The following is an 18,137-nucleotide window of genomic DNA, read 5'->3' on the forward strand; positions in this document are numbered from 1 at the left end:
TGGAATCTGTCACTGTACGTCCTTCGGGGGGTTCTGGGTCTGTGACGGGGTGCGGTGAGCGGTGATCGGTGGAGGCGCGGCTGCGTGCCGGTGGTCCGTTGGTGCGAGGTCCACGGCGGCATGGAGGAGCCCGGTGCGGGCGTCGGCGCGGCGGGTCCGGAAGCCGGTGTCGACGGCGGTTCCGTTGAGGGTCCAGGTGAACACCACCAGTCCGTCCTTTTCAACGAACTTGCCGGCCATCCCCCGGTCCAGCCTGGCGCTGATGAGGTCGGACCGCCTGATAAACAGGTCACGTGCGCCGCCGCGGACGATCAGGATGCCTTCCTCATGCACACTCGCGGTGGCGTTGGACCTGACGCCCAGCCCATGGACGGCGATGCGATCGAGCCAGTCTCCCGCCGTCGTCGTGACGACGTACTGTCCGTTCGCGACGTACAGCGGCTCGCTGAGGGTTGCGGGGGCCTCGAACGGGGCCGGGATATCCCTTTGCCGGGCGAGGCGATTGCGCCAGCCCAAGGCGCCGAGGGCGACGACGACGGCGATGGTGCCCAGTGATAGGGCGACGGGCGTTAGCCAGTCCATGATGATTCCTCAGCTGCAGTCGGGTGTGGTGTATTCAAGCGGCCCTCCAGCACTGTGGGGTGGCCCCTAAAGAACGTGGCGTGGACGGCCCCAGGGAGCTCAGTGCCGGCAAACGGGCTGTTGCGGCCCATGGTGGCCATTTTATCCGGATCGACTACCCAGCGTGCCGCCGGATCGACGAGTGTGACGTTGGCTGCCTCGCCCTCGGACAGGGGGCGGCCCTGGTGGTCGAGGCCGCCGATCCGTGCCGGAGTGCGCGAGGTGACCCGGGCGAACCCTTCCCAGTCCATCAGCCCTGTGGAGATCATGGTGTGTTGCACCACTGACAGCGCGGTTTCCAGTCCGGTCATGCCCATCGCTGCCTGCGCCCACTCACAGTCCTTGTGTTCGGAGGGGTGCGGCGCATGGTCGGTGCCCACGACGTCGATGGTGCCGTCGGCGAGGGCTTCGCGCAGAGCCTGGACGTCCTCGCCCGTGCGCAGCGGCGGGTTCACCTTGTAAACCGGGTTGTAGCTGCGGACCAGTTCGTCGGTGAGCAGCAGGTGGTGCGGGGTGACCTCGGCGGTGACCTTGATGCCGCGGGCCTTGGCCCACCGGATGATCTCCACCGACCCCGCTGTTGAAACGTGGCAGACGTGCAGCCGGGACTGCACGTGGTGGGCCAGGAGGACATCCCGGGCGATGATGCTTTCCTCGGCGACGGCGGGCCAGCCGGCGAGTCCGAGCACCGCGGAGACAGTGCCCTCGTTCATCTGGGCGCCCTCGGTCAGTCGGGGTTCCTGGGCATGCTGGGCGATCACGCCGTCGAACGCCTTGACGTACTCAAGCGCGCGGCGCATCAGGACGGGGTCGCTGACGCACACGCCGTCGTCGGAGAACACCCTGACGCTGGCCCGGGAGTCCGCCATGGCGCCGAGTTCGGCGAGTTGGGTACCGCCGAGACCCACCGTGACAGCGCCCACGGGGCGCACTTCCACCCAACCGGCGCGCCGTCCCAGGCTGTAGACCTGTTCGACTACCCCAGCGGTGTCGGCCACAGGAGTGCTGTTGGCCATGGCGTGAACCGCGGTGAACCCGCCCAGCGCGGCGGCGCGGGTCCCGGTTTCGACAGTCTCCGCGTCCTCGCGGCCTGGTTCGCGGAGATGGGTGTGCAGGTCCACCAGACCGGGGAGCGCAACGAGACCATCGGCGTCGATGACCGTGGCGCCCGCAGCTGAGAGTCTCTGGCCGACTCCGGCGATGATCCCGTCGGAGATGAGCAGGTCTGCCCGTTCCTGACCAAGCAGCGCTGCGCCGCGAATGAGGTAGCTGGCCGGGGCTGGTGAGGTCATCGTGGGTTCTCCTGGGTAAGGGTGCTGGCTGCGCTGGAATGGGGCTGGTCCTCGCCGGAGAGCAGGAGGTAGAGGGCGGCCATCCTGACTGAGACGCCGTTGCGCACCTGGGCAAGAACCGTGGAGCGGGGTGAATCTGCTGCTGCAGCCGAGATTTCAAGGCCCCGGTTCATCGGGCCGGGGTGCATGATGACCGTGTGTTCCAGTCCGTGGGTGTCCAGCGCCGCCAGCCGGGCGTCGTCGAACCCCCAACGCCGGGAGTACTCGCGGGTCGAGGGGAAGAAGGCCGCGTTCATGCGCTCGGCCTGCAGCCGCAGCATCATCACCGCGTCGGGGCCCGCCGCCAGCGCCTCGTCAAGGTTGTAAGTGATCCTGCACGGCCACTGCTCGGCGCCTACCGGGACCAGGGTGGGCGGGGCGACCAGTGTCACCGAAGCGCCAAGGGTCTCCAGCAGCCACAGGTTGGAGCGGGCCACCCGGGAATGCAGGACATCGCCGACGATCGTCACCGCCATCCCCGTCAGGTCGGAGCCCACCGAGGGGACGCCGGAGATTTTCGCCCAGTGGCGGCGAAGCGTGAACGCGTCGAGCAGCGCCTGGGTGGGGTGCTCATGCATCCCGTCGCCAGCGTTGATCACCGCCGCATCGATCCAGTCCGACGTCGCCAGCCGGGCCGGCGCACCGGACGCCCAGTGCCTGATCACCACCGCATCGGCGGACATGGCCTCAAGGGTCTGCGCAGTATCCTTCAGCGATTCGCCCTTGGACACCGAGGAGCCCTTGACGGCGAAGGTGATGACGTCAGCGGACAACCGTTTGGCTGCGGCCTCGAAGGAGATCCGGGTTCTGGTGGAGTCCTCGAAGAAGAGGTTCACCACCGTCCGGCCGCGGAGGGCCGGGAGCTTCTTGATTTCCCGTTCGCCGACCGCCGACATTTCCTCGGCAACGTCGAGGATACGGATGGCGTCCTCGCGGGACAGGTCGCGGGTGGAGAGCAGGTGCCTCATGCCGGGCCCTCGATCACCACGTGGTTGACGGGCCGGCCGGCCACCACATCGATTTCGGCCAGCTGAACGCGGACCTTTTCGGCCGATGACGTGGGGAGGTTCTTGCCTACGTGGTCGGCGCGGATGGGCAGCTCGCGGTGGCCACGGTCCACGAGGACCGCCAGCCGGACTGCCCGCGGACGGCCGAGGTCCACCAGGGCGTCAAGAGCGGCGCGAATGGTCCGCCCGGAATACAGGACGTCGTCAACCAGGACCACCACTTTGTTGTCGATGCCCGACGGCGGCAGCTGGGTTGGCAGTGGCGGCCGGGTGGGGTGGTGGCGGAGGTCGTCACGGAACATCGTCACATCAAGCTGGCCCACTATGAGGGCCGGATCAAGCCGCGACCCGGTGGCCTGGTATTCGGCTGCGGCGATATTGCGGGCAAGACGCTGGGCGAGCGGATAACCTCGCCGCGGGATGCCCAACAGCACCAAATCAGCGGTGCCCTTATTGGCTTCAAGGATTTCGTGGGCGATGCGGGTAAGCGCTCGGTCAATATCGGCTTCGGCGAGAACGACACGCGACACAACACTCTCGGGCTGAGGTGCAGGCATGGTCATTGGACGCTTCCTCCTTCCCCGCCTCACAGGACGGAACTTAAAGGTTGGTTGCGTTGTCAAAACTATCACAGCGGGTAACCGACCTTCCCATCCCGATCAGCCCCGTGACGATCTAGTCTGTGAAGATGAGAGCAACCGCGAAAACGACTACTGCACCACCACCCTGGGGATCACCGCAACCTGTCCAGCCCCTATGGGACCGGGCCATCCGTCGGGGTCCCGGTGTGCTCAATGTGCTTCTGGTGGCCGTGGCAGCGCTGGTTTTGGTGATTCTGACCTGGTTCCTCAGCACTACCCTCGGCGGCGGAGCCTTGATCGTGTGCGGAATTCTCGCGTTGATCCCGCTGTCCATCTGCGTGGCGGGATTGATGTGGATTGACCGTTGGGATCCCGAACCGCGCGGCGCGCTCTGGTTTGCGTTCCTGTGGGGCGCCGGCATCTCGGTAGTCGCGACCCTGATTCTGGGAAGCTATGTCACAGAACTGCTGTCGCTCGCGTTGGCGTCGACCCCGTCGGACGTGATCGGCCCCGTACTGCAGGCGCCCCTGGTGGAGGAAATCGCCAAGGGGCTCGGCGTCCTGGTGCTGGTGTACTCCCGGCGTAGCCACTTTGACGGGCCGGTGGACGGCATTGTGTACGCCGGGATGGTCGGCGCGGGATTCGCGTTCACCGAAAATATTCTGTACTTCGGGGCTGCGGCACTGGATGGCGGTGGCCTGGGTGAACTGGTTGCGGTCTTCGTGATCAGGGGCCTGTTCTCCCCGTTTGCCCATGTCATGTTTACCGCCGCGCTGGGTGCGGTGCTGGGCGTGGCCGTTGCCCGCACCGGCACACGGTATATCTTTCCGGCTTTCGTAGCGGGCCTGGTGCCGGCTATTGCCGGGCACATGTTGTGGAATGGCGGCCTGCTGGTGCTGTTTACCGACTTTTTCGAGTTCTACTTCCTGATCCAGCTCCCGCTCTTTCTCGCCGCACTGACAAGCATCATAGTTCTGCGGCGGGCCGAACGGCGCCTCACCGAGGACCGACTCGGCGGCTATGCGGCGGCTGGCTGGTTCACCCCGCAGGAAGTCACCATGCTGGCCACCAGGGGCGGGCGGTCGCAGGCGCTCGGCTGGTCACGCCGGTTCGGCCGACAGCGCAGCATGAAGGCCTTCATCAGGTCCGCCACCCGCCTGGCGTTTACCCGGCAGCGCCTCCTTGCCGGCCATGACCCGCAACTGAACCTCGCCCGCGAACAACTGCTCCTAGCCGACGTCACCCGGCTCCGCAACGAACTCGTGAGAACGGCAGCGGGCAACGCACACCACCGGGACGGAACCTAGTCTTGAAACCTACGCCGTCTTGAAACCTACGCCGTCTTGAATTTACGCCGTCTTGAAGCCTACGCCTCAGTCCCGGGATCCGGCTCAGTTCTGGCTACGGCTCAGCTGCCCCAGGCGGTGACCGCCACCTGCCGAACGATCTTGCCCTCGCTGTCCAGATCGGCGGTGGCCATGCACAGGACGTCCGTACCGTCGTCGTACCGGCAGGCCTCCGTGTAGGCCAACCGATTGCCGCTTACCACCGGGCTTTCCAGTTTGTGGGACATTTCCCGCGAACAGACATCGCGGAGATGCTCGGCAATCTGTTCGCTGCCCCGGAAGGTACGCGGCCGCGCCGGCGGGTGCTCGTTGTCTACTTCGGTAAGCTCCGCATTCTCCGAGTAGAGCGATGCCAGTAGGGTGGCGTCCCGTCCCTCAATGCCGCGGCGGAGCGCCTCGATCCCGAACGAAGATTTGGTTTTCATGACTTTTCTCCCTGCCAGTGAATCCAGTAATAACCAATGTTATTACCGATTTCCGGGCAAGGCTATGCCTTTATCCGCTGGGCCAACGGCCCAGCCAGGGCCGGGCGCTGCTGCTAGGCGAGCAGCGTCGGCTTGAGCTGCTGGAGGCGACCCAACAGGCCGTTGACGAAGGCTGGCGACTCGTCGGTGGAGAGCATTTTAGCGAGCTCGACCGCCTCGCTAACGGCGACGCCGTCGGGCACGTCCGCGTTGTAAAGCAACTCCCAGGCGCCCACCCGGAGGATCATCCGGTCCACTGCCGGCATCCGGTCAAGGGTCCAGCCCTGTGAGTAGGTGCCCAGGAACTCGTCAATCTGCTCGCCCTGGGTCATGACGCCCTCGATGATGTCCACCGAGTAGGGGGCCACCACCGTGTCGGTCTTCTCGCGCCGGGCTTTGAGCGCCTCAAGGGGCGAGACGGAGCGCTGCTCCGCCTCGAAAAGGATGTCGAGTGCCCTGCGGCGGGCTTTACTGCGGGCGCTCACTCGTTGACGCGTCCCAGATAATCGCCAGTCCGGGTATCGACTTTGACCTTGGTGCCGGTCTCCAGGAACAGTGGGACTTGAATGTCGTAACCGGTTTCGACGGTGGCCGGCTTGGTGCCACCGGTGGAGCGGTCGCCCTGCAGACCCGGCTCGGTGTAGGTCACCTCGAGAACCACCGACGGTGGAAGCTCGACATAGAGGGCCGACCCTTCGTGCATGGCAATGGTGACCATCAGGCTTTCGAGCATGAAATTCTCGGCCGGGCCGACAGTCTTGCCGGGAACGGTGAGCTGATCGAAGTCCGAGGTGTCCATGAACACAAAATCTTCGCCGTCCTTGTACAGGTACTGGTAATCACGGCGGTCCACTGTGGCGGTCTCGATCTTCAGGCCGGCGTTGAAAGTCTTGTCGACTACCTTGCCCGACAGGATGTTGCGCAGCTTGGTACGGACAAAGGCGCCGCCCTTGCCTGGCTTGACGTGCTGGAACTCGAGAACGTTCCACAGGTTGCCTTCAAGCTTTAGCACCGTGCCGTTTTTGATGTCGTTTGTGGTAGCCACAGGGTCTCTTTCGTGTTAAACCATCAGCGCCCGGGCAGTAACATCCGGAGCCACATGTGATGAGGTGGGAAAAGTCCAGAGCCCATTCTACCTTGCGGTGCGACCACCGGGCGCGGTGCGGTGTTAGGAAGCAATCTCCTGGTAGGCGGCAAACAGCAGCGAGGTGTCGGGTACCTCGAGCATTCCGGGGCGGGCGACGTCGTCGAGCACCACGAAGCGTAGGAGGTCACCCCGTGACTTCTTGTCCCGGCGCATCCCGTCCAGCAGGGCCGCCCAACGGTCCCGGCGATAAGTCACCGGCAGCTCGAGGAGCTCGAGAACGCTGCGGTGGCGGTCGGCTGCCTCGTCGCTGAGCCGGCCGACCATGCGGGAAAGCTCGGCGGCGAACACCAGTCCCACCGATACGGCGGCGCCGTGACGCCAGGAGTAGCGTTCGGCTAGTTCAATGGAGTGGCCCAGGGTGTGCCCGTAATTGAGGAATTCGCGGCGCCCGTGGTCCCTGAGGTCCTCCGACACAAATTCGGCCTTCACGGCCACGGCCCGCTCGATGAGTTCCCGGACCGTGGCGGAGCCGGCGTCAGACACTGCAGCGGGATCGGCCTCAATCAGCTCAAGGATGCGTGGATCGGCGATGAAACCGCATTTGACTACCTCGGCCATGCCGGTCAGCAGCTCGTTGCGGGGCAGCGTGGCCAGAGCATCGAGGTCCGCCAGAACGGCCGCCGGTGGGTGGAACGCTCCGACCAGGTTTTTACCCTCGGCCGTGTTGATTCCGGTCTTACCGCCGACGGCGGCGTCAACCATACCGAGCAGGCTCGTAGGAAGGTGCACCACCTTCACGCCGCGCAGCCAGGTGGCAGCGACGAAGCCGGCCAGGTCGGTGACCGCTCCTCCACCCACTGCGACGACTGCGTCGGAGCGGGTGAAGTCGTTTTGCCCCAGGACCTGCCAGCAGAAGGCGGCTACCTGAATATGCTTGCCTTCTTCGGCGTCGGGAATTTCTGCCGTCACGGCGGTGAAACCGGCGTCCGCCAACTCGGCGCGCACGGTGTCGCCGGTGCTCCTGAGCGCCCGTGGGTGGATCACCAGGACGCGGCGCACCCGCTCACCCAGGACGGCCGGGAGCCGTTCCAGCAGCCCGTGGCCGATGATGACCTCATAGTTTTCAGCCGTGGTGGTTCCGGTGACCTTGATGACTGTCGGGTCTTTGGCGGCTGTCGGCTCATTCGCCATGACTGTCCCTTCCTCTGTTCTGTGCGGGCTGACTGTTCTGTGCAGGCTGACTGTTCTGTGCGGACTGCAGTTCTTGGGTGAGCTCGGCGACGAGTTGATCGATGCTGCGGCCCCGGGTGTCGAGCACATAGTTGGCCAGGCTTTCGTAAACCGGTCGGCGTTCCCGATCCATCCGGGACCAGGCTTCGATCGGGTCGCCGGCCAGGAGCGGCCTGCTCCGGTCGCGGGTTATCCGGCCTCGCACGGTACTCAGGTCAGCGTCCAGGAAGACTACCCGCGCGCCGCCGAGGAGAGTCCGGGTTCCTTCGTCGAGGACGGCGCCGCCGCCCAGTGAGACCACTTGGTTGGCTGAAGCGTCACTGAGAACCTCGGCGACCAGCCGCGCCTCCAGCGCCCTGAACGCAGGCTCGCCCTGCTGGGCGAAAATCGTGCTGATCCGACCGTGCCGTTTGACGATGAGCTGGTCCGTGTCGACGAAGCTCCAGCCCAGGCGGGCGGCGAGGCTGGCTCCGACGGCGGATTTTCCGGTAGCCATCAGTCCGATGAAAACTACCGGCCCGACGGCGGGTGAGGGCATCAGTTCCCGGCCGAATTCAGCGACGTGGGAATGGCTGCCAGGTACGCGGCGAGGTTGCGGGCGGTTTCCTGGACTGAGTCCCCGCCGAACTTCTCGGTCACCGCTTCGGCAATCACCAGGGCCACCATGGCCTCGGCGACCACGCCTGCTGCTGGTACGGCGCAGACGTCGGAGCGCTGGTGGTGGGCGCGGGCTGCGTCTCCGGTGCTGACATCGATGGTGCGCAAAGCCCGTGGGACGGTAGCGATGGGCTTCATGGCGGCGCGAACCCGGAGGGTGTCGCCGATACTCATGCCACCTTCGATCCCGCCTGCGCGGTTGCTGGTGCGCTCGATCATGCCTGAGTCACCGCGCACCATCTCGTCGTGTGCTTTCGACCCTCGCCGGGCCGCGGTGAGGAACCCGTCGCCCACCTCGACGCCCTTGATGGCCTGAATCCCCATGAGTGCCGCAGCGAGCCGGGAATCGAGCCTCCGGTCCCAGTGGACGTAACTTCCCAAACCCGGTGGCAGTCCGTACACCACTACCTCAACCACGCCGCCGAGGGTTTCGCCCTCCTTGTGGGCGGCATCCACCTCCGAGACCATGGCCAGGGACGTCTCCCGGTCGAAGCAGCGCAGCGGATCCTGATCCAGGGCAAGCACATCGGTGGGCCGGGGCAGCGCTGAACCTTCGGGGACAGCGACCGAGGCGATAGCAACCGTGTGGCTGACGAGACTGATGCCGAGCGCGGACAGGAATCGTGCGGCTACCTCGCCCAAGGCAACGCGGGCAGCCGTTTCCCGGGCGCTGGCACGCTCAAGTACCGGCCGGGCCTCATCGAACCCGTACTTCTGCATTCCGGTGAAGTCGGCGTGGCCCGGACGCGGGCGGGTGAGCGGCGCGTTACGGGCCAGCTCGGCCAGTTCGGCCGGGTCCACCGGGTCGGCGGACATAATCTGGTCCCACTTGGGCCACTCGGTGTTGCCCACCTGTACGGCGACCGGCCCGCCCTGCGTGACCCCGTGCCGGACACCCCCGATGATGCTGACCTGATCCTGCTCGAACTTCATCCGGGCGCCCCGACCGTAGCCGAGACGCCTGCGGGCCAGCGCGGCCTGGATATCACTGCTTGTGATTTCCACGCCCGCGGGCATTCCTTCAATAATTCCCACCAGTGCCGGTCCGTGGGATTCTCCGGCAGTTAACCAACGCAACATGCTTCCAATCCTGCCACGGTGACGCTGCTGTTTCAGCGTGCGGGAGCTCCGACCGCGTCACACATGACTTTTAGGACCGCAGCCTCATCGGTGAAAGCGGTCCCCGAAAACAGTCTGACCTGCTCCACCGCCTGATAGATGAGCATCTCCAGCCCCGGAACGATGACGCCTCCCCCTGAGTGCCAGGCGCTGGCGAGAGGGCTGGGCCAGGGCTCGTAGGCGACATCAAGCAACACTGGCGGAACTGCTGCCGGTACTGAAGGGGCTGCGAGGAGTTCCTGACCGAGCATGTCGGCGCCGCGCGGAGGCAACGTGGAAATGACGACATTGGCGTTCCGGACACTCTGCGCTGCACTGCTCCACTCCCGGAGCTCAATACCGAGGTTGAGGGTCCGTCCCAGGTTCCGCAGGGAGGCGGCCCGCTCCGGGGAACGGACGACGACGGTGACCCGGTCCGCACCAAGCAGTTGCAGCGCCGCCAGCGACGCTGCCGCAGTTCCCCCGCCGCCCAGAACGACTGCCGAGCCGGGAGGGTCGGGTACCCCGCCGTACCTAAGCGCGCCGACAATGCCGGCGACGTCGGTGTTGTGGCCGGTCAAGACACGCTCCGGGCCGGTCCCGTCGACAGTTACCGTGTTCAGGACCCTAATCACTGCAGCGGGTCCGCTCAACCGGTCCACCAGGGGAACCATGGTTGCCTTGTGTGGCATGGTAACCGAGACGCCGCGCCACTCGTCGGCGGCGCGGACCTGCGCGACGAATGACTCCAACTCCGGCGGCGGAACCTCGATAGCGTCGTAGCTGCAGTCGAAGCCCAGGTAGGCGTAGGCGGCACGGTGCAGCGCTGGTGATCGGGAGTGCACGATGGGGCTCCCGATCACTGCTGCCCGCTGCTGGCGGTTACGGTCAGGTGTGCCTGCGGCGGAGACCGCCGACGAGATCACCTAGCTGCACCTGCCGGGGTTCTCGGAGCACCAGGCCTGGTATTCGGCAACATAAACAGCATGTTCGGCGAGGGTCTCGGAGAACTTGGTTTCGCCCGTGTCGAGATCGACAGTGACCCAATAGTAGAAGGGCACGTCGGCGGGATTGACTGCCGCTGCGATGGCCTCGGCCCCCGGCGAGCCGATCGGTCCCACCGGCAATCCCGGGTTGGCGAACGTGTTGTAGGGATTGGATTCGTCGGCGCGTTCCTCTTCGGTGAAGTCAAAACTCCGCCGGTCCAGGCCATACGTGACCGTCGCGTCGGACTGGATGAGCCCGTTTGTCTCGGTATTATCTTCCTGCAAACGGTTCTCTATGGCACCGGACACCGCAGCGTAATCGGCTTCACCTGCCTCAGCTTCGATAATGCTGCCGATGGTCAGGATCTTGAACTGCTCCGCGGGATCGGTGACCCCGGCGTCCTCCAGCAGGGCGAACGACGCATCCACCATGCTCTGGATCATCTCGGTCGCGGTCGCGTCGACGTCGAACCTGTATTCACCCGGTGCGAGGTAGCCCTCAAGATTCTTTGCGTTCTCGGGGAGGCCGAACTGGGTGGGTTCGGCGGCCAGCTCATCGAATTCTTCACGCGGAATGGCCGTCGATTCGGCAAGGATATCCAGCGTTTCGCCCTGCCGGAGGCCCTGCGCGACGGCGGCGTAGTTCACCTTATTCGCCTCAACGTCGAGCAGGGCAAGGGCGGCACCCTCGGAGGTCATCTGGTAACTCAGCTCATACTCCCCGGGCTGCACCTCCCGACCGTCCGCTACCTGCTGCAGGGCGGAAACGAATTCGGACCCGTCAGCGACGATATCCTCGGCTTCGAGGCCAGTGCCGATGGCCAGTGGGCCGGCACCCTCGGGGACGGTGAAGACCACGCTGCCCTCGCCGGGTCCTGCGTAGTCGGTAATGTCGTTGAGCCCCAGCAGGTCACGCAGCATGAGCGATACGGCCACAACCACGCCGATGAAGGCAAGGACGACCACCAGCATGATCACCGTACGGCGCCGACGCCGACGCAGTTTGGCCTTCGAGGGCCGGCGGGTACGCCCGTGGCCCGACCGTGGTTCGAAGAACTGTTCCACCGGCTGGATTGTCTCCTCGTGAGGATCGTCGTACCCGTCGTCGTGCCGACCGTCGTCGGTGTGACGGCCAGGCTCGCTGTCGGCGGCCGGGAACTGCGGGTGCTGATGGCTCACAGTTCGGGGTTCCTTTCGCAGCTGTTGTCCGTAATGTCTGGCTCCTTGGTAGGGGTCAGCGGATCCCCTGATGAGTGGATCCGCTGCCGCGCTGCGACCGGATCCCCCACATCCCGCAGCTGCGACCGTTGCATGTCGATGGCGTGCTGGAGAATTTCCACAGCTGCCACCTGATCTACCACCTTACGATGGTTGCGGGTATTCAAGCCAGCTTGACGCAACGACCGGTGCGCTGAAACGGTGCTCAGTCGCTCGTCAATGAGCCGGACGCTGACGGAAAGGCCCGCCCGCGCGATGGCGTTCGCCAGCTCCACCGCGTACCCGCGCGCCATGTCAGTTGAGGCCGAGTCACTGCCGTTCAGGTTCCGGGGCAACCCGACAAACACCTGAACCGCGTCACGCTCGGTGATCTCCCGGACCAGGATATTGAGGTCTGACTTCTTCTTCAGATCCCGTTTCATGGTCCGCACCGGTGTGGCGAGGAGAGACCCGCTGTCGCTGCTGGCCACTCCCACCCTGACCATCCCAACGTCGACGCCGAGCTTGACGCCGCGCGGATAGTCGTCGGCAGGAATGGCTGGGTGATCGGTCATTGATGCCACGGGAGCCGGTCAGCGGGACGCGACAGCGGCCCGGATGGCCGTCAGGGCGGCGCCAACCTGAGCGGGGTCCGAGCCGCCACCCTGGGCGACGTCGTCCTTACCACCACCGCCGCCACCGAGTATTCCGGCGGCAACCCGGACCAGGGCGCCAGCCTTCACGCCGGCCGCGCGGGCTTCCTCGTTGGTCGCCACCAGCACCATGGGCCGGTCGTTGCTGACTCCCGCAGTCGCCACCACCGCGGGGCCCGATCCGAGCCGGTTCCGGAGATCCAGTGCGAGAGTCCGCAGGTCGTCGGCGCCGCCTATCGTGCCAGCGTCGTGTGCGAGGAGGCGGACGCCGTCGACGTCGACAGCGCTCCCCGTGAGCGCCGCAGCGGAAGCACTCAGGGCCTCCCTGCGGAGCCGTTCAAGTTCCTTTTCGGCTGTCTTGAGCTTGGCCAGGGTGGCGGACAGCCGTTCCGGGAGCTGGACTGACGGCACCTTGAGCATGTCGGACAGCTCGGTGACCAATGCACGCTCAGCCGCGAGATGACGGAACGCGTCCATGCCGACCAGGGCTTCGACCCGTCGGTTTCCTGAACCCACCGACTGTTCACCGAGCAGGGTGAGGGAACCGATCAGCGACGTCGACCCGACGTGGGTGCCGCCACAGAGTTCACGAGACCAGTCGCCGTCAATCTCGACCACCCGCACGGTGTCGCCGTAAGCCTCACCGAACAGCGCTGTCGCGCCGAGCGCTTTTGCCTCGGCGAGTTTCATCAGCTTGGTTTCCACCGTGTGGTTGTTACGGATGGCAATATTGGAGACCTCTTCGATCTCCGACTTGGCCCCGGCACTGATCCCTTCACCCCAGGAGAAGTCGAACCGCAGGTAACCGGCCTTGTTGAAAGAGCCGCGCTGCAGCGCCTCGGGGCCGAGAATCTGATGCAGGGCGGCATGCACGATGTGGGTACCCGAGTGGGCCTGCTCCCCCGCGTGACGACGCTGCCGGTCCACGGCTGCCACGACCGGTGCACCGACCGACAACTCGCCCTCCCTGACGACGGCGCGGTGCACGCTCAGACCCTTCACGGGTCGCTGAACGTCCAGCACCTCGACGACGAAACCGTTGCCCGTGATGAGGCCGACGTCGGCGGCCTGACCACCAGCCTCGGCGTAGAACGGGGTCTGGTCCAGGATCAGGTCGATTTCCTCGCCCTGGGCCGCAGCGGGCACGGCGACGCCGTCGCGCACTATTGCGGCGACGTGTGACTCGGTGGTGAGCTCGTCGTACCCGGTGAAGACTGTCTGGCCGCTGGCCAGCAGTTCAGTGAAGACCGAGAGGTCGGCCTGACCGGCTTTTTTGCCCCGGGCGTCGGCCTGTGCACGCTGGCGCTGTTCCAGCATCAGCGCCCGGAACCCGTCCGCGTCGACAGCCAGGCCAGCCTCGGCGGCCATTTCCAGGGTCAGGTCGATGGGGAACCCGAACGTGTCGTGCAAAGCGAACGCGTCCTCACCGGACAGAGGCCGGCCTGCAGCCTTGGATTCCTGGACCGCTCCTTCGAGGCGCGCGGTGCCCGAGGCAATGGTGCGCAGGAACGCACGCTCCTCGGCATAAGCGATCCGGCTGATCCGCTCAAAGTCCTTCTCCACCTCCGGGTAGGTGCCCTTCATGGCATCCCGGGACGCCGGCAGCAACTCCGGCAGACACGCGCGCTCGACGCCGAGCAGGCGCATGGCACGGACGGCACGGCGGATCAGCCTGCGCAGCACATACCCGCGGCCCTCGTTGGAGGGGGTGACGCCGTCGGCGATGAGCATCAGGGCTGACCGAATGTGGTCGGCGACGACCCGCATGCGGACGTCGTCCGTGTGATGCGGATCGGTGTCCGACTCCGCGCTCGTGTAGGTCTTGCCTGACAGTTCGGCAGCACGGTCGAGGACGGGGCGAACCTGATCGGTTTCGTACATGTTTTCGACACCCTGCAGCACCAGCGCAAGGCGCTCCAGGCCCAGGCCGGTGTCGATGTTCTTCGCTGGCAGCTCGCCGGCGATATCGAAGTCTTCCTTGCTGCGGACCGCTGAAAGCTGGTATTGCATGAACACCAGGTTCCAGATTTCAATGTACCGGGGTGAGTCGGTGGCGGGACCGCCGGCAATACCGTACTCCGGTCCACGATCGTAAAAGATTTCCGAGCAGGGGCCGCCGGGGCCGGGCTGCCCGGTGCTCCAGTAGTTTTCGGCTTCGCCAAGCTTCTGGATCCGTTCGGCGGGAATGCCCACCTGGTCGCGCCAGATGGCGAGGGCTTCGTCGTCGTCCTGATACACGGTGACCCAGAGGCGGTCGGGGTCCAGGCCGAAACCGCCGTCGTCGAGAGAGGAGGTCAGGAGTTCCCACGCCATGGGGATGGCGCCCTCCTTGAAGTAATCACCGAAGGAGAAGTTGCCGCACATTTGGAAGAACGTGCCATGGCGGGCCGTCTTGCCGACTTCCTCAATGTCTCCGGTCCGGATGCACTTCTGAATGCTGGTGGCCCTGTCAAACGGCGCCTTTTCGCGCGCCGTCAGATAAGGGATGAAAGGAACCATGCCAGCAATATTGAACAGCAGGGACGGGTCGGTCGACACCAGCGACGCCGACGGCACAACAGTGTGCCCCTTGCCCTCGAAATAGGCGAGCCAGCGGCGTGCAATCTCATGCGATTTCATGAAAGCTATCAGTCCTTATGATCTGTTCAGTGAAGGATCCTGTGGGTAGCGCCTCACTGGATCCGCAGTGCAGGGCCGGCCTGAAAGCCAGCGGGCAAGTCAGTGACCGGCCCGCTCGGGGCGGCTGGCGGCGGGGTCGATGCCAAGGGCCGCGCGGAGGTCGGCTTCGCGCTCCTGCATTCCGGATCGCAGCGTATCGGCGAAGTTGGCGATGCCGTCGGTGACCTCGCCCATCGCACGGTTCAGCCCGGCCGGTCCGTAGCTGTCAGCAACCGAGGTCAGCTTGCGCACGGCGATCACGCCGATAGCGACACCGGCACCCATCCAGATAACCCGCATAATCATTGTATTTTTCATGGTTTCCTCAACGGCTCCGACGGCGGGGGGCTGGCTTGCTTCGACCGGCGAGGGCGGTCCGGACCCCGTAGGAGAACGCCGCCACCTTGATCAGCGGTGCGCCGACGGTAGCTGCGACCAGCGAGGACAGGGCGGAGAGGTTGGCTGTCGCGTCGGAGACGTTGGACGTGATGCCATCAACGTTCTTCAACTGCTGATGCGTGGTAGTGACAGTGCTTGTCACCTCTTCGATCAGGGGGGTGGTCTCGTTGCTGAGGCACCTGATGGTGGTCCGCAGTTCGTCAAAAACTTTACCGAGCTTCCACACCGGCACAGCGAGCAGCGCTACCAGCACTGCGAACACACCGGCTGCGATGAGACCGGCGATATCTCCACCAGACATGGATCGTGTCTCCTTTTGAATCAGGTAGGCCGCCTGGGCGTCGATAGCTCAGCGGCGATAAGTTACCTCTGTACCTTACCTACTCGAAGGCCCGCGGCGTGTGCCGCGGGCCTTCGAGTAGGATCCTTGCTGAAATAGCGCAGGAATTAGCGTGCGTAGTACTCCACCACGAGCTGCTCTTCACAGGTCACGGGGACCTCGGAGCGCTTGGGGCGGCGCACCAGGCGAGCCTGAAGCTTGTCCAACTGGACCTCCAGGTACCCGGGAACTGCTGGCAACACGTCGCGGTGCGCGCCTGCGGCGGCAACCTGCAGCGGGTCGAGGACCTCGCTGCGAGGGTGAACGTGAATGAGCTGTCCTTCGGCGACGCGGTAGGACGGGCGGTCAACGCGTGAACCGTCAACCATGATGTGACGGTGAACCACAAGCTGACGGGCCTGCGCGCTGGTGCGGGCGAAACCGGCGCGGAGCACCAGGGCATCGAGACGCATTTCGAGCAGTTCAATCAGGTTCTCACCAGTCAGGCCCTTGGTCCGACGGGCTTCTTCGAAGACCCGGGTCATCTGGGCTTCGCGGATGCCGTACTGGGCGCGCAGACGCTGCTTTTCGCGCAACCGTACAGCGTAGTCACTGTCCTGCTTGCGACGGGCGCGTCCGTGCTGGCCGGGCGCGTACGGCCGACGTTCCAGATACTTTTCGGCCTTTGGGGTCAAAGCAATGCCGAGGGCACGCGAAATGCGAACCTTACGGCGGGCACGTGTGTTGTTAGCCACGAATACCTTCCATTATTTTTGCGGCAAAGCAGCACTGCAGTTCAACCGGTGTAACCCAGCTGAACGGCAGGCACTTTCAGTGTCGCTGGCCTCCACTTGCGGAGAGCCGGGAGTGGCCGCTTCCCGGTACTACAGTTCACCCTGCGGGCAACCCATGACTACAGGAGACCGCCGGAGCGAATATCTAGTAGATGGTGGGTGCGCGCAACGCGACTTGCCAGTCAACCGACAATCCTAGCAGTGCCGGGCGGGCACCGGGGAATCACTGGGGAATCACCGGGGAGTCACTTCCCGCGGATGATCCGCCGGAGGCGCGCCAGCCGCGAACCAATGTCCCGTTCGGCGCCCCGGTCGGTCGGGAGGTAGTAGTTGTGCCCGGCCAGATCGTCGGGCGCGTACTGCTGGGTAGCGATGCCGTGCGGCTCATCATGCGAATACACATACCCGCTCCCATGACCTAGTTGTTTGGCCCCGGGGTAGTGGGCGTCCCGCAGATGTTGCGGGATTCCCTGGCCTCGGCCCGCCCGCACATCCGCGACAGCTGCGTTGATTCCGTTGTAGGACGCGTTGGACTTGGGTGCCGTGGCAATGTGCACGACGGCCTCAGCCAGGATGATCCGTCCCTCCGGCATGCCGATCAGCGCCACCGCCTGCGCGGCGGCAACGGCTGTCTGCAGCGCCGTCGGGTCCGCCATGCCGACGTCCTCAGCCGCCGAGATCATGAGCCGTCGTGCCACAAAACGGGGGTCCTCCCCCGCTTCGAGCATCTTCGCCAGGTAGTGAAGCGCTGCGTCGACGTCGGACCCCCGCAGGGACTTGATCAACGCGCTGGCGACGTCGTAATGCTGGTCCCCGGCGCGGTCATACCGCAGGGCGGCCACATCGACAGCTTTCTCGGCGTGCTCTAGCTCCACCAGCACGGGCATAGTGGGATCGTCGCTGGCCGAATGGGCAACACCCGCAGCCGCTTCCAGCGCCGTCAGACCACGGCGGGCATCCCCGGCGGCGAGCCGGACCAGGTGCTCCATGGCGCCATCGCTGACCCGCACCGACCCGTCGAGGCCGCGCGGATCCTCGACTGCCCGGGTCAGGAGGCCAGCGACGTCGACTTCGGTCAGGGGTTTCAGGGTTTGCAACAGGGACCGGGACAGCAGCGGTGACACCACCGAAAACGAGGGGTTCTCAGTGGTAGCCGCGATCAGGACAACCCACCGGTTCTCAACACCGGGCAGCAGAGCGTCCTGCTGCGCCTTGTTGAACCGGTGAATTTCGTCGAGGAACAGCACAGTGGTGGTGCGGTGTAGGTCGCGGGCGGTGAGCGCCTCGTCCATGACCCGGCGCACGTCCTTCACTCCCGCGGTGATGGCTGAGAGCTCAACAAAGGTTCTGCCGCGACCCCGGGCGATGACGTGGGCGAGGGTGGTCTTGCCTGTTCCCGGCGGGCCCCACAGGATGACCGAAGACGGTCCGGCCGGTCCCGTGCGGTCGGCGTCGCCGGCCAGGCTGCGCAGGGGCGAGCCCGGCCCGAGGAGGTGCTGCTGCCCCACCACTTCGTCGATGGAGCGAGGACGCATTCTGACCGCGAGCGGGCTCCGGTGGCGTTCGCTGCTGGCGCTGCGGGTGGGCGCGGCGTCGTCGTCCTCGTCGTCAGATCCGTAGGCTGCACTGAATAGATCATTCACACTGCCAAGGCTACTGTGAAGCACTGACGGCGGGAGCATCGGCAGCCGCGCTGGAGCCAAGGTACA

At 65.3% G+C, this 18,137-nt stretch carries 19 protein-coding genes; 1 reads left to right on the forward strand and 18 read right to left on the reverse strand.

The annotated features are described in order from the left end of the window. Positions 1 to 9 precede the first annotated feature (9 nt). The 4 genes from ACX80A_RS08315 to pyrR are packed head-to-tail and all read right to left on the reverse strand — an operon-like array spanning position 10 to position 3,516. The gene (locus ACX80A_RS08315) at positions 10 to 582 is read right to left on the reverse strand and encodes a PH-like domain-containing protein (RefSeq protein ID WP_459259243.1); all 573 of its coding nucleotides are present in this window, start codon (positions 580 to 582) and stop codon (positions 10 to 12) included. Next, on the reverse strand, positions 570 to 1,913 hold the full coding sequence (locus tag ACX80A_RS08320; protein WP_459259244.1) for a dihydroorotase: 1,344 nt from the start codon (positions 1,911 to 1,913) through the stop codon (positions 570 to 572). The genes ACX80A_RS08315 and ACX80A_RS08320 overlap by 13 nt, the downstream gene beginning before the upstream one ends. Further along, entirely contained in the window at positions 1,910 to 2,920 is a 1,011-nt protein-coding gene (locus ACX80A_RS08325; protein WP_459259245.1) for an aspartate carbamoyltransferase catalytic subunit, read from the reverse strand. Before ACX80A_RS08325 ends, ACX80A_RS08320 begins: the two co-directional genes overlap by 4 nt. Further along, a complete protein-coding gene (pyrR, locus tag ACX80A_RS08330; protein ID WP_459259382.1) occupies positions 2,917 to 3,516 on the reverse strand; it encodes a bifunctional pyr operon transcriptional regulator/uracil phosphoribosyltransferase PyrR in 600 nt (199 codons plus the stop codon). The genes ACX80A_RS08325 and pyrR overlap by 4 nt, the downstream gene beginning before the upstream one ends. 131 nt (positions 3,517 to 3,647) lie before the next feature. Between pyrR and ACX80A_RS08335 the strand changes: the two genes are divergently transcribed. Further along, complete coding sequence (locus ACX80A_RS08335) at positions 3,648 to 4,847, forward strand: PrsW family intramembrane metalloprotease (RefSeq protein ID WP_459259246.1); 1,200 nt, start codon at positions 3,648 to 3,650, stop codon at positions 4,845 to 4,847. Positions 4,848 to 4,948: 101 nt separating this feature from the next. Here ACX80A_RS08335 and ACX80A_RS08340 read toward each other — a convergent pair whose 3' ends face one another. The 14 genes from ACX80A_RS08340 to ACX80A_RS08405 form a co-directional block, all read right to left on the reverse strand. Beyond that, positions 4,949 to 5,311: a nuclear transport factor 2 family protein gene (locus ACX80A_RS08340; RefSeq protein ID WP_459259247.1), complete on the reverse strand. Its 363-nt coding sequence runs from the start codon at positions 5,309 to 5,311 to the stop codon at positions 4,949 to 4,951. A gap of 113 nt (positions 5,312 to 5,424) precedes the next feature. Further along, on the reverse strand, positions 5,425 to 5,835 hold the full coding sequence (gene nusB, locus ACX80A_RS08345) for a transcription antitermination factor NusB (RefSeq protein ID WP_459259248.1): 411 nt from the start codon (positions 5,833 to 5,835) through the stop codon (positions 5,425 to 5,427). Further along, positions 5,832 to 6,395 (reverse strand): elongation factor P, encoded by a 564-nt coding sequence (gene efp, locus ACX80A_RS08350; RefSeq protein ID WP_459259249.1) that lies wholly within the window; start codon positions 6,393 to 6,395, stop codon positions 5,832 to 5,834. Before efp ends, nusB begins: the two co-directional genes overlap by 4 nt. 123 nt (positions 6,396 to 6,518) lie before the next feature. Next, the gene (gene aroB / locus ACX80A_RS08355) at positions 6,519 to 7,628 is read right to left on the reverse strand and encodes a 3-dehydroquinate synthase (RefSeq protein WP_459259250.1); all 1,110 of its coding nucleotides are present in this window, start codon (positions 7,626 to 7,628) and stop codon (positions 6,519 to 6,521) included. Beyond that, positions 7,618 to 8,205, reverse strand: coding sequence for a shikimate kinase (locus ACX80A_RS08360; RefSeq protein WP_459259251.1), 588 nt, complete (start codon positions 8,203 to 8,205; stop codon positions 7,618 to 7,620). Before ACX80A_RS08360 ends, aroB begins: the two co-directional genes overlap by 11 nt. Continuing rightward, a complete protein-coding gene (aroC, locus tag ACX80A_RS08365; RefSeq protein ID WP_459259252.1) occupies positions 8,205 to 9,404 on the reverse strand; it encodes a chorismate synthase in 1,200 nt (399 codons plus the stop codon). The genes ACX80A_RS08360 and aroC overlap by 1 nt, the downstream gene beginning before the upstream one ends. Positions 9,405 to 9,436: 32 nt before the next feature. After that, on the reverse strand, positions 9,437 to 10,348 hold the full coding sequence (locus tag ACX80A_RS08370) for a shikimate dehydrogenase (RefSeq protein WP_459259253.1): 912 nt from the start codon (positions 10,346 to 10,348) through the stop codon (positions 9,437 to 9,439). Further along, positions 10,349 to 11,587: an endolytic transglycosylase MltG gene (gene mltG, locus ACX80A_RS08375; protein ID WP_459259254.1), complete on the reverse strand. Its 1,239-nt coding sequence runs from the start codon at positions 11,585 to 11,587 to the stop codon at positions 10,349 to 10,351. It lies immediately after the preceding gene. Next, on the reverse strand, positions 11,584 to 12,180 hold the full coding sequence (ruvX, locus tag ACX80A_RS08380) for a Holliday junction resolvase RuvX (protein ID WP_459259255.1): 597 nt from the start codon (positions 12,178 to 12,180) through the stop codon (positions 11,584 to 11,586). The genes mltG and ruvX overlap by 4 nt, the downstream gene beginning before the upstream one ends. A gap of 18 nt (positions 12,181 to 12,198) precedes the next feature. After that, positions 12,199 to 14,877, reverse strand: coding sequence for an alanine--tRNA ligase (gene alaS / locus ACX80A_RS08385; protein ID WP_459259256.1), 2,679 nt, complete (start codon positions 14,875 to 14,877; stop codon positions 12,199 to 12,201). 99 nt (positions 14,878 to 14,976) lie between these two features. Then, positions 14,977 to 15,234, reverse strand: coding sequence for a DUF6167 family protein (locus tag ACX80A_RS08390; protein WP_459259257.1), 258 nt, complete (start codon positions 15,232 to 15,234; stop codon positions 14,977 to 14,979). Positions 15,235 to 15,241: 7 nt separating this feature from the next. Further along, complete coding sequence (locus ACX80A_RS08395; protein ID WP_459259258.1) at positions 15,242 to 15,616, reverse strand: DUF948 domain-containing protein; 375 nt, start codon at positions 15,614 to 15,616, stop codon at positions 15,242 to 15,244. A gap of 146 nt (positions 15,617 to 15,762) precedes the next feature. Next, a complete protein-coding gene (gene rpsD, locus ACX80A_RS08400) occupies positions 15,763 to 16,389 on the reverse strand; it encodes a 30S ribosomal protein S4 (RefSeq protein ID WP_019482828.1) in 627 nt (208 codons plus the stop codon). Between the two features lie 284 nt (positions 16,390 to 16,673). After that, positions 16,674 to 18,071 carry a replication-associated recombination protein A gene (locus tag ACX80A_RS08405; protein ID WP_459259259.1) on the reverse strand — a complete coding sequence of 466 codons (1,398 nt, stop codon included), beginning with the start codon at positions 18,069 to 18,071 and terminating at the stop codon, positions 16,674 to 16,676. Positions 18,072 to 18,137: the final 66 nt, after the last annotated feature.

The organism is Arthrobacter sp. TMN-50 (assembly GCF_054511125.1).

Bases quoted from the DNA above. Each gene is read 5' to 3' on its own strand.
- ACX80A_RS08320 (WP_459259244.1), bottom strand. From the start codon at position 1,913: ATGACCTCACCAGCCCCGGCCAGCTACCTCATTCGCGGCGCAGCGCTG.
- ACX80A_RS08390 (WP_459259257.1), bottom strand. From the start codon at position 15,234: ATGAAAAATACAATGATTATGCGGGTTATCTGGATGGGTGCCGGTGTC.
- alaS (WP_459259256.1), bottom strand. From the start codon at position 14,877: ATGAAATCGCATGAGATTGCACGCCGCTGGCTCGCCTATTTCGAGGGC.
- ACX80A_RS08395 (WP_459259258.1), bottom strand. From the start codon at position 15,616: ATGTCTGGTGGAGATATCGCCGGTCTCATCGCAGCCGGTGTGTTCGCA.
- aroC (WP_459259252.1), bottom strand. From the start codon at position 9,404: ATGTTGCGTTGGTTAACTGCCGGAGAATCCCACGGACCGGCACTGGTG.
- pyrR (WP_459259382.1), bottom strand. From the start codon at position 3,516: ATGCCTGCACCTCAGCCCGAGAGTGTTGTGTCGCGTGTCGTTCTCGCC.
- ACX80A_RS08340 (WP_459259247.1), bottom strand. From the start codon at position 5,311: ATGAAAACCAAATCTTCGTTCGGGATCGAGGCGCTCCGCCGCGGCATT.
- ruvX (WP_459259255.1), bottom strand. From the start codon at position 12,180: ATGACCGATCACCCAGCCATTCCTGCCGACGACTATCCGCGCGGCGTC.
- ACX80A_RS08325 (WP_459259245.1), bottom strand. From the start codon at position 2,920: ATGAGGCACCTGCTCTCCACCCGCGACCTGTCCCGCGAGGACGCCATC.
- ACX80A_RS08335 (WP_459259246.1), top strand. From the start codon at position 3,648: ATGAGAGCAACCGCGAAAACGACTACTGCACCACCACCCTGGGGATCA.
- ACX80A_RS08315 (WP_459259243.1), bottom strand. From the start codon at position 582: ATGGACTGGCTAACGCCCGTCGCCCTATCACTGGGCACCATCGCCGTC.
- aroB (WP_459259250.1), bottom strand. From the start codon at position 7,628: ATGGCGAATGAGCCGACAGCCGCCAAAGACCCGACAGTCATCAAGGTC.
- ACX80A_RS08360 (WP_459259251.1), bottom strand. From the start codon at position 8,205: ATGCCCTCACCCGCCGTCGGGCCGGTAGTTTTCATCGGACTGATGGCT.